Origin of the sequence: Lysinibacillus louembei, assembly GCF_033880585.1 — a bacterium.
GTDB classification, from domain to species: Bacteria; Bacillota; Bacilli; order Bacillales_A; family Planococcaceae; genus Metasolibacillus; species Metasolibacillus louembei.
Map to the genome: position 1 here is coordinate 2,846,290 of NZ_CP137624.1, position 15,959 is coordinate 2,862,248.

Consider the following 15,959-nt stretch of genomic DNA (forward strand, 5'->3'; position numbering starts at 1 on the left):
TATAATGAATTTAACAAAAAAGAAAGAGATGATTGATTCAATGAAGGGTTCTAAAAAATTATTAATTTTTATATTAGCGGTCGGTGTGTTCGGCATTTTAAATACCGAGATGGGCTATATCGGTATTTTGCCAGCGCTGTCAGAGCATTTCGATGTTAGCGTGTCACAGGCAGGGCTAACGGTGAGCCTTTTCGCATTGGCAATTGCGATTGCAGGCCCAACATTACCTTTAGTGTTTTCAGGTATTAATCGCAAGACGGTGATGGTGGCTGTCCTTGTTATTTTTATTATAGGTAATATCATTTCCATTTTTACAACAAATTTCACGGTTGCTTTAGTTGCGCGTGTGCTTCCCGCTTTTTTCCACCCTGTTTATGTATCAATGGCTTTATCTGTAGCAGCAACTTCAGTTTAGGTGAAGGAAGCACCGAAGGCGGTGGCGAAAGTATTTATAGGAGTGTCTGCAGGGATGGTGCTTGGCGTGCCGGTATCGAATTTTTTAGCTAATACGTTTACATTGGAAATTGCGCTAGCATTTTTTGCAGTTGTGAACATTTTTGCACTAGTTATGACGCTATTGTTTGTGCCGTCAATGCCTGTGCAGGAAAGACTTTCTTACGGCTCACAGCTAAAAATTTTAACAAAGGGCATTACCTGGTTGTCAATTCTCGCTGTAACGTTTTTAAATGGCGCAGTATTTGGCATTTATAGTTATTTAGCAGAATATTTAGATGTGGTGACACATATGTCGCCGTATATCATTAGCGTGATGCTGTTCGTTTATGGGCTGGCGAACATTATCGGCAATGTGTGGGCAGGGAAATTGCTAACGATTAATTCAATTCGGACGGTGGTGCTATATCCTGTCATACTATTTGGGCTATATATCGTTTTCTTCTTTGCAGCGGACTTGGTTATTCCAACAGCGATTATCATTTTAATTTGGGGCATTTTAGGTGGTGTTGGTGGCAATATTAATCAATATTGGATGATGTCCTCGGCGCCAAAAGCACCAGATTTTGCGAATGGTTTATTTTTAACATCGTGTAATTTAGGAACAACGATTGGCGCAAGCATTGCAGGCATTATTATTGCGCAATTCGGTATGCATTATATTTTATTTGTAGGTATGCTTGCATTAATTATCGGATTTATTTGTATTATATTGCGCAATACATTGTACAAAACAACAGAAGCATAAGGGGGAATGAAGATGAAAAAATGGCTAGCATCCTATTTCATTACAACGGCTTTACTTGTTGGCTGCTCGGCTGACGAGCCGCAAAATACGGCGGTTGAGCAGCAACTACCAGACACGGCTCAAAAAATTGAGATTGTTGCGGAAAATTTAGCTGCACCGTGGGCAATAAGCAAAATTGATGATACTTTTTTTATAACGGAGAGAGCGGGAAATATTATTAAAATTACAAAAGATGAGATGGTGACACAGCGTGTGGAGCTAGAAAAGGAGCGTTCAACCGCATCTGAGGCAGGGCTGCTTGGCTTTGTGCTCGCGCCCGACTTTGCACAATCCAATGAAGCGTATGCCTACTATACGTACGAAAATGAAGGGGAGCAGTTTAATCGAATTGTTGTACTGCAATTAGACGGAGATGTATGGAAGGAGACAACTCTACTGCTGGATGAAATTCCAAGTGGCACCTATCATCATGGTGGACGCTTGCAAATTGGTCCAGACGACAAGCTATATGCCACAACAGGTGATGCTTCTAACCGCGATATTGCGCAAGATGTCAATTCATTAGGAGGGAAAATTTTAAGGCTAAACTTCGATGGCTCGATTCCAGCAGACAATCCATTCGATAACTCTTATGTTTACAGCTATGGTCATCGCAACCCACAAGGTATCACTTGGGCGCCAGACGGCACGATGTATGCAAGTGAGCATGGTACTAGCGCTAATGATGAAATCAATCGAATTGAAGCAGGGCAAAATTATGGCTGGCCAATTATTGAAGGAAATGCAACACAAGATGGCTTAGTATCACCTCTTTTCACCTCTGGTAGTGATACTACATGGGCGCCATCGGGTATGGGCTACTACCATGACTCTTTATATGTAGCTGCATTAAGAGGCACAGCGCTATTGCAATTTAATTTAGCAACAAATGAAACACGCGAAGTCGTGACAGATTTAGGGCGCATTCGCGATGTATTGATTGAAGGGGCTACCCTTTATTTCATTAGCAATAACTCGGATGGTCGTGGTAATCCATTAGAAAATGACGATAAGCTATATCGTATCGAGCTAAAATAAGGAGGATATATATGCGTAATAAATTATTAATGGCTACACTTGCAATCGCAACACCAGCGCTCATTGTTCCAATACAAGCACACGCCTTTCAGGATGTGCCGAAAACACATGCTGGCTACAATGAAATTATGGCAATGAAAAAGGAAGGCATTATTAATGGTTATTTAGATGGTACATTTAAGCCAGAGCAAGGCATTTCACGCCAGCATGTAGCAAAATTACTAGCACATGTACTGCCATTGGAGCCAATCAGACCAGCAACTACCTTTACAGATGTACCGACCAATCACCCATATTATAACAATATTCAACGCCTTTACCGTGCAGGCATTATCGATGGCTTTGAAGGGAAATTTAATCCAACAGGTGCGTTGACACATGCACAAATTGCGAAAATTTTATGTTTAGCATTTCAGTTTGAGTTAGTGCAAGGCGAAGGTACGCATTGGTCGAAGGATTATGTCGCAACATTATATGCACGCGGTATTATGACAGGTGATTGGCAGCGTGATGCAACGGTCACGAGAGCACATTACGCAATCTGGCTGTATCGCATATTAAATATAGAACAAGAGGAAACACCGTCGTTAATTCCAGCGCCAATTGAAATTGACCCGCCTGTTTACATACAGGAGGCGAGTGCTCCTAAAATCAAGCTGCGCTTTAACAATGAGGAAGTCCTCGTTAAATTAGAACAAAATGCCGCAACGCAAGATTTGATTGCAGCGCTCCCGCTTACATTAACATTTGCAGATTATGCAGGAACTGAAAAAATTAGCTACTTGCCGAAAAAATTATCGACAGCAGCAACAGGGGCAGGGATAGACCCAGCAATAGGGGATTTAGCCTATTATGCACCTTGGGGGAATTTAGCATTGTTTTATCAAGATTTTGGCTACTCCAGTGGGCTAATTAAGCTTGGAGAAGTAGAGGCAGGCTTAGAAAAATTCGCCAAAATGCAAGGGGAATTTACCGTGACAATTGAGCGAGTGGAGGAAAAATAAAAATAGTATATTGACTAAAGGGGGCGTTCAAAGTGAACAGCCCTCATTTTATGTATTAGTCCCTCAAACTATCGCGATATTGTGCCAATTTTGTAAAGTTGCCACCAAAGTCATGCTCAAGGAAGAAAAAATTTTTATCGGAAATGCAAATAATCTAAAAAGATGGCATGAAAGCATGATAATATAGAAAGAAAAATCGAGTTTTCCGCTTTGCTTGAAGGCATAACTTATTTTAAGGCAAAAGCCTTATTGACGATAAATATCGAAATGATTACTATATTAGTTCTTATAAGGAATTGATAAAATATCGAGGTGAGAACGATGGAGAAGATGCTGAAGCAAGTATATGATATCCAAATGGCATTAAATTCGACAACAATATTAGCCATAACGGATGCTGCTGGACGTATTACATATGCGAATCAAAAATTTTGTGATATATCCAAGTATCCAGAGGAAGAGCTTGTTGGCAAGACACATCGTGTCATTAATTCTGGTTACCACCCTTCATCGTTTTTTAAAAATATGTGGAACACAATTAAGACTGGTGAAACATGGCAAGGCGAGATATGCAATCGAGCGAAAGATGGTTCTATTTACTGGGTTGATACAACGATTGTGCCCTCCTGTAATGAACATGGCAAGCCATATCAATATATAGCGATTCGTCATGATATTACAGACAAAAAGCTGTTAGCATTAGAGCTAGAAAATCGATTAATTTATGATGAGGTAACAGGCTTACCAAACCATGTCTTTTTGAAGAAAATGGCGGAGCACAAAATTCAGCAAAATGAGCCGTTTTATTTAGTGAAAATTAATATCGATGATTTTAAAAGCTTTAATGAAAGCTTAGGAACGGACTGTGCTAATGATATTTTAAAGGCAATAGGAGAACGTTTACTAGCATTTTGCGAAGATAAGCCAATGACCTTAACGAAAACATATGGAGATGAATTCATTTTATTATGCTCAGTGGAGCCCCAGCAAATGGCAAGGCATGTCCAAGCACTATTTCAAGCTTTTGAAATGCCAATTGCTTATTTAGATGGTGGCTATTATATTACATTTTGTGTCGGTGTTGCCTATTACCCTGAAAATGCCCACACGTTTTATGATTTGATTCATGCTGTTAGCATGGCGATTGAGCAAGCGAAAAAGAATGGAAAAAATACATATGCTTTTTTCCATCAGGATATGCTAGAAAATTCACGTAAAAGTCTGCAATTAAAAAACAAATTGTTTGAAGCGATTCGCTTAAAATCATTTATGATGTATTATCAGCCACAATGGACGGGACAAGGTGAGCTAATCGGCTTTGAGGCGCTTGTTCGTTGGGAAGATAAGGAGTTAGGCTTTATTTCACCATCGGAATTTATTCCATTAGCAGAGCGGACAGGTTTGATTACATCATTAGGCTACGTTTTATTTGAGCTAATGCTAAATGATTTTGCTCGGCTACAGCAGGCGGTAAATGAGTCGATTAAAGTTTCATTTAATTTATCATTGCGCCAATTTTTTGATACAAAGCTTATCGCTCGTTTACTAGAATTATGTGAGCTTTATCAAGTTCCTCCCCATTTTGTGAAAGTTGAGATTACCGAAAGGGTTGCTAGCTCTAATATCGAGCATGTTATAGCCATCATTCAAAAATTGCGAGATATTGAGATGGAAGTAGAGCTAGATGATTACGGAACAGGGTTTTCAAGCCTGAAATATTTGACCAATTTTCCGATTAATTGCATTAAAATCGATAAAAGCTTTGTTGATAAATGTCTTACATCAGATAAAAACAAGACAATTATTAAAAGCATTATTCATGTCGCGCATGAGCTAGGCTTCACAACGATTGCAGAAGGCGTGGAGACGGAAGAGCAGATGCACTATTTAATTGAGCAGGGCTGTGACAACTTTCAAGGCTACTTGCTAGGTAAGCCGCAACCTGCTAGCTATTATGAAACACATAAATTAACATTCCGCACTTAGTTGTCTGAAAAAGCGTTTTTCAGACAACTAACTCTCAAAAAAATCCTCCCTACCATTATTATATGTATATTTTACTATAAAAATCATACTGTTATAGCGTGTGAAGTAAATATTTAGGTCTTTTTGCTTTTTTATCTTTAAGCAAAATAGACTTATCATTAAAGGTAGTAATAAATAAGATTTACTATGGGGGTTGCGTCACCATGATAGAGAGGAATGGAGAAGTGGAGCAAAATTCATTACATCAACTGATTGAGCGCATGAAGCCATTGCATGTTATGCTAGAGCAAAATACATATATAATGGACACAACGAAGCGTCTAAAGCTAATTATTGAAGATGCGCAGGAAAAAGAGGCGATTCTTTTTTTAGGAAAGGAACGCGTAGGGAAAACGACATTAATTAATGCCTTATTGGGGAGAGAGCTACTGTCTGTCAGCACAAAAAATCCAACAAGTGTCAATACATTTATTAAATATGGTGAACGTGAATGTATGAAGGCCTATTTTTTAGATGGAATGATTGCTACATTTGATCTTGATAAGATTGAGCTATTGACAACAGGAGATACATTTAGTGCGCAAATTATTCGTGAGCATTTAGATTATATTGAAATTTATATTCAGCATGAATTATTGCAGCATGCTACAATTGTGGACACGATTTCCTTGCAGGCAGGGGCGGAAAATACTGCTTATTTTTCAAGCATTATATTAGAGCGCGTACAGGAGGTTTTTTGGGTATTGCGCAATGGCTCACCAGCAACGGAAGAGGAATATAATTTATTAGTAAACATGAATCAGCAAAATATTAAGCCATACTTCGTGGTTAATGCTACTGATCAACGTGGCATCGCAGCAAGTGACTTTGTCAAGGAAGAGCTTGCAAGATACGGCGAACTATGTAAAAAAATGATTAGTGTTTCCGCAATACAAGCAATTGAAGCGAAAAAAACAAATAATACACAGCTACTCATTGATTCCAATATAACGCAGCTTACACAACTTATAAAGGAAGTAGGTAACGACCCTGCTAAAAAATCGCAGCACACCGCTGAACGCTTTAGCAAGTGGTTAAGCCGCTTTTTAAGTGAATTACAAATGATTCCAGAACGTGATCCTTATTTATCTGCATTGACGAATGTGAAAAAATATGTGGAGGAAGCTAATGTAGAATTTTCATTACAGCAACGTGATAAAGCTATATTAGCTGCATTCGAAGAGGACTATAAGCAAGCAAGCCAAGTATTGAAATCTGTTCAGACATTGTATCAGCTATTACAAGTTTTAGCGACGGAGCTTTATTTACGCGATGAAACGATTGAGCAATTTGAAGCGCAGGCGATTGCTTATCAAGAGGCGGTGCGCGATTATCGCAAAGGGCATACAGAATATATGCAGCTACTGTCACAAGTTGAGAAGCAGTTCGAAAAAACATACGCTATCGATTTAAGGGAAGGCTTGCGAAATGGCGTGGAATTATCCGACCTTTTCAAGGAGCAAATTGAGCGACTTGATGCATTGCAACAGCGTTGTGCAGAGCTATTTGCGATGATTAAAGAAAAGGAAAACGATATTTTTAATCAGCTTTATGCGGTGCAAAATCATATTACAGAGCTTGCAGCGGCTCGTTTAAAGGCGATTTTACAGCAAGTAAATGATATAAGCAGACAGCAACAAAAAGAGCGCACATTTATGCAATCATACTCCGATAAATTAAACGAATTTACGTGCATTATTGAGGCACAAAACTTTGTACGCGATGCGATTCGTCCATTTTTACAGGCAGAGAATACGTTGCTAGCATCAGAGCAGCTAGAAGAAACGCTCACAGCAATTGATGCAATTTCGACGTTATTATTGCCGCATGAGCATTTAAATGAACAAATGCCATCTTTATTAAATGAGCATACGATTATTAAATGTGACTTCGATTCAAAATATAAATTACAGCCGCTCCATTTAACAGAAGCAGACGTTGTATCAGCAGAGCTACCGGAGCTGCCTGCAAAGCTGATGTCATAACAATACATTGATAAACTCCCTTACATATGCGAAAATCGTATACGTAGAAAGGGAGTTTTTTTATGAGCACAATGACAAAACCTTATGATCAATGGGAAAGCTATCATGACATTGACCGTTATGGCAAATTAACATTATCCAATATCGAGTTCACAACGACGAACTTATGTAATATGCGCTGCGCCCACTGTGCAGTTGGTTATACATTGCAAACAAAGGAAGCAGCAGCAATACCGAGCGAGGAAATTATTAAGCGCTTGGATAGCGTTGAAACGTTGCGTGTAATGAGCTTTACAGGAGGCGAGCCGTTGTTAACAAAACGAGGCATTCGTGACAATTTGTTGCCGTTGTTAAAATACGCAAAAAGCCGTGGTATAAAGACGCAAATTAATTCTAATTTAACATTGCCAATGTCACATTATGAGCTCGTAGCACCTTATTTAGATGTTATGCATATTTCGCATAACTGGTGCGATGAACGGGAGTTTGTAGAAACGGGATTTGCGATGATGGAGCAGAAGCCCTCTATTGAAAAAAGAGCATCACTGTATCGCAATATTTTAGATAATGCACGTGAGCTATCGAAGGGCGGTATGTTCGTATCTGCTGAAACGATGCTCAATCGTAACACGGTACCGTTCATTGAGAAAATTCATCATGAAGTTGCCGATGAAATGCTCTGTAAGCGTCATGAAATCCATCCGATGTATGCGAGTGATTTTGCAAGTGCCTTAGATGTAATCAATTTGGATGAATATCGTGATGTAGTGAATCAAATTTTAGATTTCCGTAACGAAGATATTTGGATTTTATTTGGCACATTGCCATTTTACCCATGCAGCACAGATGAGCGTGACAAAGCGCTATTAAGCCGCATTCATGAAGCATCTAACATTACGATTCGCAATGATGTAGATGGTCGATCACGTATGAATTTAAATATTTTTACTGGCGATGTATCCGTTTCCGATTTTACAGATGATGGGGCAGCGCTTGGTAATATTAAAACTGCTTCTTTAGAAGAGATTTATACAAAATGGCTAAGCACTAATATTTCATCAAGCATTAACTGTCATTGCCCAGCTGTCAAATGCTTAGGTCCCAACATTATCGTAAAAAATATGTATTACCCAACGCAAAAATTTACAAGTGGTACAGTGAAGGGAGACTATTCACATGCATAAGCAATTTATGGCGCAAGCAATTAAGCTAGCGGAGGAGAATGCGGCACAAGGTAAACAGCCTTTTGGCGCGGTACTTGTTAAGGATGGAGAAGTGGTCGCAACTGCGGTGAATAATGTCGAAGCGACACTCGACCCAACGGCACATGCAGAAACGCTTGCAGTGAAGGAGGCATGCCAAAAGCTACAAACGTTTGATCTATCAGGTATGGTGATGTATGCAAGCGGTGAGCCTTGTCCAATGTGTTTAGGCACAATGTACTTAACAAATATTACGGAAGTATATTATGCAAATGCTTGTCATCCAGAAGGTTTATCTGCTTCGATTTATGCGGAATTAAAGCTGCCACAAGCCGAACGAAAATTGCTGCAAATTAAACAATTGTAATAGTAGGTGTTGAAAGAGCATGATTTGTTATGCTGTTTTCAACAGTTATTTTTTAATATTAAAAACGATAAAGAGGGGTATATATGAAATATATTTTTGTAGATTTTGAAGGGTTTCAATATTGGATAGAAGTAAATCAACATGGCTTTGCATTACGTCAAATAACAAAAGAGAATGATTGTGTCCAAATATCCTGTAGGGATAACTGCCTAGCGGAAGGAATAGTAGATATCGATGAGTATTGTCAACAAATAACGGCTCAACAATTTGAGCATATGTGGCACAATACAACGAAACCATTTCGCCGAATATGGGAGATAGAAAAGGAAAAATACGCTATCGGTCAACGTATATCAGGTGTTATCCAATATTTTTACCCACAAGGAGCGATTTTTTCGGTAGGTAGGATTCAAGGCTGTAGTAATAGGTCAACGTCTCAATCTATTCATAGCGAAATAAGCGGTGTCATTTCGGGCTTTGATGAGAAAAATATGTGGCTTCTTCTTAAGGAAGAATAAGCATGAAAATAGGGATATAGCAGTGATAAATTTTCGTACGAAAGTCATAAGGAAATTGAGTTTTCAAAAAATTACCTACATGTTATAATCGAAAGAGAACATACTTTCGGTTTGGGGGTAAAACTAAAGAGAGGGTGAGTCCAATCAGAAGAGCTTTTATTTACCAAGATGAAAAGTCACATAAATTTTGGACAATTGATTACAGTGACATTGCAATCGGCGTGCATTATGGCAAGAGTGGAACAATAGGGAAATATGAAGTCAAGGAGTATGCCTCACTAGAAGCTTGTGAAAAGGAAGCCAAAAAGCTGATTGCAAACAAAGTGAAAAAAGGCTATCAAGAAGCAGAAACCTTTGATTTTGAAAGTTGTTTTTATATAGACACAGTGGAGTATGGACCACATCCAAAAACATCTCATCCACGCTTTGTAGCTCATTTTACAGAGGATTTTTATTATGATTGTGGAGATGAGGAAGCTCCTTTTGGTAGTGACGAAGGCTCAGACACTTTATCAGAAGTAGAAGAAATGATTAGAAAAAAGCGCCCCATTGCCTTTTCAACACTTCCACAATATATTGTTGAGCAACTATGGGGAATGCAATATATAGCTGTCACGACATTAGATAAAGAAGAAGTCGAGCAAATGAAGCAAAAACAGGAAATAGATATGCAACAAAGTGATATGGTGACCTATTCCTCTGCGTTTGCACAAATTAAAATTACAGGGCAGCTAGACCCAAAATTAAAGAATAAAGCCTTATTGGCACTAAAACGCTTTGCGATAATGTATACAGCTAGTGCTTTCACTGAAACACAGCAAACAATGTATGAGGATTTATTGGCATTTGAAGCAACTGTGGAGGAATCATTATGACACAATATCTTATAGCACAATGGCAGGAGCAAAGGAAATCCTTTAATGCAACAAATGCTGAAAAGATTAATGCTATGCATGAATTAAAGGAGCAAGTGAAACAAGCCGAACCAACTGAGGCTAATTTACGCATGCTTGTAGAAATCTATTGCCTGTTGCGCATGTATGATGAGGCATACAAAATTTTTACATCGATTATGGACTTGCACAATAAAAAAGATCAGAAAAAATATGGTGCCATTCGCTATTGGATTGACAACCCACAAAATGTGACACCTTTATTACCGCGTGTCATTCGAGAGGAAGCTAAGCTGAATACCCCTTTACCAATGTTTAAATATATGCCAAACCCAATGCAAGCAAATATTTTCGAAACAGGTGAAATCGTTGTTTGTGATTGCTGTGAACAGGAAGTCGATATTTATTATAAAGGTGGGATATACGCAATTGAGGAAGTTGAATATTTATGCCCAAGCTGTATTCATAGTGGACGTGCAGCTAAAAAATTTGATGGCGAATTTCAGCAAGATTTACTCAATCCAGAGCTTGTTAACAATGCTGACTATACAAATGAGGTATTGCACTGCACACCAGGCTATTCTAGCTGGCAAGGTAATAATTGGCTTGCCCATTGCACAGATTACTGTGCATTTATTAACTATGTTGGCTGGGATGAGCTTGTAGCGATGGGCATTACAGAGGAGTTAACACATTATGATGACTACAGCAATGAAGAACTAGCTGCTAGTTTGCGCAATAATGGTTCGCATCAAGGCTATTTATTCCAATGTTTAGAATGCCAGCAATACGTGCTTTATTCAGATTTTGATTAACTCGTAAAGGGGATAAGGACGATGGAAAAACTGCGTACAGCATTGCAAGATTTTGAGCTTGGTGAGGTGACAGACCGAATCCTACAATTCGCTAAAAATTCAATACGGGCGATTGCCACGCCAACCATAGAGAATGAAATTCAAATTGGTCAATCGAAAATCGGTGGTGCACCAGATGTACCAACAGATTTTATATGGCCGCAGACAAATGATCAACACCCATTATATTTTTTATGTCAATTGAATTTAGCAGAGATAAAGCCATTTGATTCGAGTAATTTACTGCCTGCAAAAGGACTCTTATCCTTTTTCTATGATGCGGAGAGGCAACCATGGGGCTATGACCCGAATGACTACGATGGCTTTCGAGTTGTTCACTTTACCGAAGAGAAGCTCCAACGTATGGAACAACCTAGCATTTTAAGGGAGCACATTGATAGCGCGATATTGCATTTTAAAAACGAATGGACATTACCCGATTGGGAATCTCCTGATGGTCAAATATTAACTGATCTTTTAACAGAGGAGCAAGAAGAGGCCTACAATGACTTCTTATTTGATTGGGTGGACGAAGAGGAGACCGAGCAGACAACGCATCGCATTGATGGTCACCCGAATACGATTCAAGGGGATATGTATTTACAATGCCAACTTGTCACAAACGGTTTATACTGTGGTGATTCAACGGGCTACGAGCATCCTTTACGCAAGGAGCTAGAGCCACAAGCAAAAGATTGGCGCTTACTATTACAGCTTGATTCTGAGGATGATCTCGGTTATATGTGGGGCGACAGTGGTAAGCTTTATTTCTGGATCCGCGAGCAAGACTGCCAAAATAAAGCCTTCGATAAAGTGTGGACAATCTTGCAATGTTACTAGGCTAGTAGTCATGACGTCTAAAGGTATGTTTGGATAGGGGATAGCAAGGCAATCCATATGTAAAACTGCTTTTGATGAAGAAAAGGAGGACATGAATTTGTCGCAATATATAGCACGGTTTTGGACAGAGGTATGGCAGCAGCTAGAACATTTTTACCAGCAGGAAAACGATAGAATTAGTCAGATAAAAGATTGGAGTCAGCTTCATCTAGGTGTTCATCATTATGTAAAAGTGAAATGGACATCGAAAAAATTGAATAAATTACAATGGGGAACACCTCACTATGGTACGATTTCGATTGATACACATGAGCCATTTAGCTGGAGTGATGATGCGTATAAGATTGCTGCGGGTGATTACATGCGGGAGATAACTGATATAAGCCACATAGAAGCATTATTTTCAACATTATGCAAGGAAATGGATGAAGTTTTCCAATCAAATAAATTTCATGCGAAGCTTTTTGATTATCGATTTCAAATAATATTGGAATTTGAGCATGAGGGGCGTGAGATTAGCTATCAAAAAGAGCTGATCAATCAAGAGAAGCTTGCAGCAGCGAAACAAACAATTGCTGCTTTTATTGAAACAAAAATAATGGCTGATTTACCTGTACGTCCTGCTGAAAAAGATGGGTTTTTCTTTGCGCGTCACCTAATCAATCCAGACTTTTTTGTGCAGCATGAGGCGGTAATTGAACCGTTGAGGCAACGCATAGCGGACAAGTATCGTGGAAATGAAGAGCGCCTCAATCAATGGATGTATGATTATACAATGGCATTTAAAGATTGGGCGGAGAAAAATATTTTATCGATTTACTTTGAATCGGAGGGGGAATATACAACAGGGTGGAGATTGAATTCAGAGCTTAGGCCAACACAGGAGGAGTTGACATTCTTTGTTTACATTGCGCTGCAAATCGGAGCAAAAGAGCCTGACACACGTAAACAATATATTGAATTGGCACAGCAGCTTGGTTCACAAGAGGCAGCGATTTACTTACAGCATGGCATTTGTAAGCATGCAAGCAAAACTGTACATTTTCAAGGTGTAGCCAATGATATTTTGAAAATCATTACAATCCAAATCCTTATGGAGAAGGAAGAAGCTTATCGTGAAGCGCTGCAGTATATCATTGGTTTGCTACAAGAGGGCTTTGTCAAAGGCTATAATTTGCAGCTTGAGAGTGAGCAAGAAAATTATTTGCCTATGCAGGGACTTGCGAAAACTGAGCTACATCAGTTTTTTGCAAATTGCCTTGCATATCCTAATTTGTACCCATTGATAGCAGACTACGCACAAATTGCGATGGAGGAATATGCATGGTATGAGGATGTAGAGCCTAGCGAGTTATCGGCTATGCCTGGAACGTATGCAGTCTTTGGTCTAGGGCTATACAGTGATGCGTATTTCTCACTCGTGCAGCATTATATGTCACTTGTTGATTGTGAGCATCAGCTTGTGCAAAATGGCTATGCAGAAGCATTTCTTGCAGCGCATAACTTATCATTAGACACATTGCCAGTACTGCTAGATATTTTGTTGAGTGCTAATGAAGGAGAGCTTGAGCCATTAATAGGCTTGGTGTTTGATGAGCCAAAGCTACTAGCTGAATTGATTCATCAGCTAGAGCAAAAAGAGGACTATGAACGTGGATATGTACTTTATCGAATTTTTGGTAGTTCAAGAGAGCTAGCACAGCATATTGAGCAAGCGCTATCTCCCATCAAAGAAATGCTGGGAAAATTAACAGAATGGATGGAGGACTACGAATAAAGCTTTCATAATGAGGCGAAGTGAGATGCATATAAATTTATTCCACAAGTGGTAAAGAGATTCCTCACATAGCTATATTGACTTCTAGAGTGGTCGTTAGTTTGTTTTTCTTGCATGATATGATAGACAAAATACTATCGTAGCCTTATTCTTATTGACTTGAAGAGTATTTTAATTATTTTTCAAAGTGGATAATCAAAGATGAGGTACAAGTATTGTTAAAATGGTAAGGTGAAGTAATAAGTGAATTATTAAAATCGCCACTTCTTTTTCATCCAAAAACGATTTTTTCACCAAATTCCATCTTTCCTCTTTTCTTTTCATCTTAAAATTGTTAATGTATGACATGCAGGAAAGGTAAAGGTGACAACATGAATAAAGTATTTATTGCATTGCTGCTTGTAACAGCACTTGCGGCGATTGAAGGGACCATTGTGAGTACCGCAATCCCAAGCATTACTGCTGATTTGCTAGGCGTTGATTTAATTAGTTGGATTTATTCCGCCTATTTATTGGCATCCGCCATTGCAGCAATTATTTTTGGCAAGCTCGCTGACTTATTCGGGCGTAAACGAATGATTATTATCGGTATTATTATTTTCTTAGTAGGTTCGATTTTATGTGGCCTAGCACAAACGATGGAGCAATTAATTGTATTCCGTGCGATTCAAGGAATCGGGGCAGGTTCGATATTACCTATCACTTTGACGATGGTAGGGGAACTATTCAAAACAGAGAAAGAACGAGCAAAAGGACAAAGCTATTTAAGCATGGTATGGGGCGTATCAGGTGTAGTTGGCCCTTTATGTGGTGGCTTTATCGTTGACCAAGTATCATGGCATTTTATTTTCTTCATTAATGTACCATTCGGCCTAGCTTCTATTTATTTAATTGCGAAGCATTATAGCGAACAAGTGGAGGCAGTAAAGCAAAAAATTGATTATTTAGGTGCAGTATTATTTACAGTCGGAATGGTGGCGCTGCTATATGTTATTATTGATAACAGTAAAACGCAGGCGTGGTTATCAAGCCAATCCTTGATAATGTATGTAGTAGCACTTGTTTTTTTAGCGATTTTTGTTCGAGTAGAGCTAAAGGCAGAGGAGCCAATTATTCCATTAACATTGTTTAAAAACGGTCGCTTAATGATTATTAACGGTTTAACATTATGTGCGATGTCCATTGTTATTGGTGTAACGGTTTATATTCCGATATTCGCACAGAGCGTGCTCGGCAAAAATGCAACACAAGCAGGGTTATTATTAACACCGATGTCTATTTTTTGGACAGTGAATTCGATTATGGCAGGTCATTTAATTGGTCGCTTAACGAATAAGCGCATTATTCAAATGGGGACAATCCTCTTAATTACAGGAACGGTGTTGCTTGCAAGCTTATCGGATAGCTCGAGTGACTTCAATGTTTACATTGGCTCCTCTTTAATTGGTTTAGGTATGGGCTTTATTATGCCAATGCTTATGATTTCCATTCAAAAGGTAGCAGATCCGAAGCAACTCGGTACCTCTATTGGGCTAAATTCCTTTACAAATACATTTAGCCAAGCTGTTGGTGCTGCATTTTTCGGAATGATTTTCAATTTGGTAACAAGTGAAAAAATGGTATCATTAGGAAAAGGTGAGATTCAACTAAACGGCGAATTTGCGAAGGGCGGCTTTAGTATAGAAGAAGTAGGTTTCTTGAAGGAAACGATTGCAAGTGGCATTAGCTATATTTACATAGCAGCATTAATTTTTGCTGTCTGCACATTTATTTTTTCATTTTTTATCGCAACAAAATCAAAATCGCAGCTATAGCCAAAGGTGTTACGATATTGCATCGTAGCGCCTTTGTTATTGCTGACAACCCATTTTTAAGAACATTTGTTCTTTTTTGTGTTAACAAATAAGTAAAGGCATGCTATACTGATTACAATAATTCATTTTAGTAAGAAGGGCTTGCAATTGAGTGAACAAAAATTGGATTTGATTTTAGCTGAGTTACAAAAGGTAAATGACCGCGTAACAATGATTGATGACCATGCAACAACAATGAATGATTGCATGACAATAATTTACAATTTTACAACATATATGGAAAAAATATTCAACAGTTGATTCAACTCGTAGGAACAACAAATACGAAACTTAATAAATTTGAACAGACCACTATCAAGTGTTTCAGCCAAATAGATCGCAACCTTCGTTTACTGGAATCTG

Annotated in this window: 13 protein-coding genes and 1 pseudogene; all 14 read left to right on the forward strand. The window is 38.7% G+C overall.

Annotated elements, in window-relative coordinates:
- Positions 1-40: 40 nt before the first annotated feature.
- A pseudogene (locus tag R6U77_RS14155) lies at positions 41-1,201 on the forward strand (MFS transporter).
- A 12-nt stretch (positions 1,202-1,213) separates the two neighbouring features.
- The gene (locus tag R6U77_RS14160; protein ID WP_319836123.1) at positions 1,214-2,278 is read left to right on the forward strand and encodes a PQQ-dependent sugar dehydrogenase; all 1,065 of its coding nucleotides are present in this window, start codon (positions 1,214-1,216) and stop codon (positions 2,276-2,278) included.
- An 11-nt stretch (positions 2,279-2,289) separates the two neighbouring features.
- Entirely contained in the window at positions 2,290-3,282 is a 993-nt protein-coding gene (locus R6U77_RS14165) for a cyclophilin-like fold protein (protein ID WP_319836124.1), read from the forward strand.
- Between the two features lie 321 nt (positions 3,283-3,603).
- A complete protein-coding gene (locus R6U77_RS14170; protein ID WP_319836125.1) occupies positions 3,604-5,268 on the forward strand; it encodes a sensor domain-containing protein in 1,665 nt (554 codons plus the stop codon).
- 203 nt (positions 5,269-5,471) lie between these two features.
- Entirely contained in the window at positions 5,472-7,292 is a 1,821-nt protein-coding gene (locus tag R6U77_RS14175; protein WP_319836126.1) for a dynamin family protein, read from the forward strand.
- A gap of 62 nt (positions 7,293-7,354) precedes the next feature.
- Complete coding sequence (yfkAB, locus tag R6U77_RS14180; RefSeq protein ID WP_319836127.1) at positions 7,355-8,476, forward strand: radical SAM/CxCxxxxC motif protein YfkAB; 1,122 nt, start codon at positions 7,355-7,357, stop codon at positions 8,474-8,476.
- Positions 8,469-8,861, forward strand: a complete 393-nt coding sequence (locus R6U77_RS14185; protein WP_319836128.1) for a nucleoside deaminase — start codon at positions 8,469-8,471, stop codon at positions 8,859-8,861. Before yfkAB ends, R6U77_RS14185 begins: the two co-directional genes overlap by 8 nt.
- A gap of 83 nt (positions 8,862-8,944) precedes the next feature.
- The gene (locus tag R6U77_RS14190; RefSeq protein ID WP_319836129.1) at positions 8,945-9,379 is read left to right on the forward strand and encodes a hypothetical protein; all 435 of its coding nucleotides are present in this window, start codon (positions 8,945-8,947) and stop codon (positions 9,377-9,379) included.
- A 134-nt stretch (positions 9,380-9,513) separates the two neighbouring features.
- Entirely contained in the window at positions 9,514-10,254 is a 741-nt protein-coding gene (locus R6U77_RS14195; RefSeq protein WP_319836130.1) for a WGR domain-containing protein, read from the forward strand.
- A complete protein-coding gene (locus tag R6U77_RS14200; RefSeq protein ID WP_319836131.1) occupies positions 10,251-11,087 on the forward strand; it encodes a CbrC family protein in 837 nt (278 codons plus the stop codon). The genes R6U77_RS14195 and R6U77_RS14200 overlap by 4 nt, the downstream gene beginning before the upstream one ends.
- Positions 11,088-11,108: 21 nt before the next feature.
- A complete protein-coding gene (locus R6U77_RS14205; protein WP_319836132.1) occupies positions 11,109-11,966 on the forward strand; it encodes a YwqG family protein in 858 nt (285 codons plus the stop codon).
- A gap of 97 nt (positions 11,967-12,063) precedes the next feature.
- Positions 12,064-13,743 (forward strand): DUF6138 family protein, encoded by a 1,680-nt coding sequence (locus R6U77_RS14210; RefSeq protein ID WP_319836133.1) that lies wholly within the window; start codon positions 12,064-12,066, stop codon positions 13,741-13,743.
- Between the two features lie 371 nt (positions 13,744-14,114).
- Entirely contained in the window at positions 14,115-15,557 is a 1,443-nt protein-coding gene (locus tag R6U77_RS14215) for a DHA2 family efflux MFS transporter permease subunit (RefSeq protein WP_319836134.1), read from the forward strand.
- 147 nt (positions 15,558-15,704) lie between these two features.
- Positions 15,705-15,857: a hypothetical protein gene (locus R6U77_RS14220; RefSeq protein WP_319836135.1), complete on the forward strand. Its 153-nt coding sequence runs from the start codon at positions 15,705-15,707 to the stop codon at positions 15,855-15,857.
- Positions 15,858-15,959 lie beyond the last annotated feature (102 nt).

Coding starts and splice junctions, on each gene's coding strand:
- R6U77_RS14170 (WP_319836125.1), top strand. CDS start 3,604: ATGGAGAAGATGCTGAAGCAAGTATATGATATCCAAATGGCATTAAAT.
- R6U77_RS14215 (WP_319836134.1), top strand. CDS start 14,115: ATGAATAAAGTATTTATTGCATTGCTGCTTGTAACAGCACTTGCGGCG.
- R6U77_RS14205 (WP_319836132.1), top strand. CDS start 11,109: ATGGAAAAACTGCGTACAGCATTGCAAGATTTTGAGCTTGGTGAGGTG.
- R6U77_RS14190 (WP_319836129.1), top strand. CDS start 8,945: ATGAAATATATTTTTGTAGATTTTGAAGGGTTTCAATATTGGATAGAA.
- R6U77_RS14175 (WP_319836126.1), top strand. CDS start 5,472: ATGATAGAGAGGAATGGAGAAGTGGAGCAAAATTCATTACATCAACTG.
- yfkAB (WP_319836127.1), top strand. CDS start 7,355: ATGAGCACAATGACAAAACCTTATGATCAATGGGAAAGCTATCATGAC.
- R6U77_RS14165 (WP_319836124.1), top strand. CDS start 2,290: ATGCGTAATAAATTATTAATGGCTACACTTGCAATCGCAACACCAGCG.
- R6U77_RS14200 (WP_319836131.1), top strand. CDS start 10,251: ATGACACAATATCTTATAGCACAATGGCAGGAGCAAAGGAAATCCTTT.
- R6U77_RS14185 (WP_319836128.1), top strand. CDS start 8,469: ATGCATAAGCAATTTATGGCGCAAGCAATTAAGCTAGCGGAGGAGAAT.
- R6U77_RS14160 (WP_319836123.1), top strand. CDS start 1,214: ATGAAAAAATGGCTAGCATCCTATTTCATTACAACGGCTTTACTTGTT.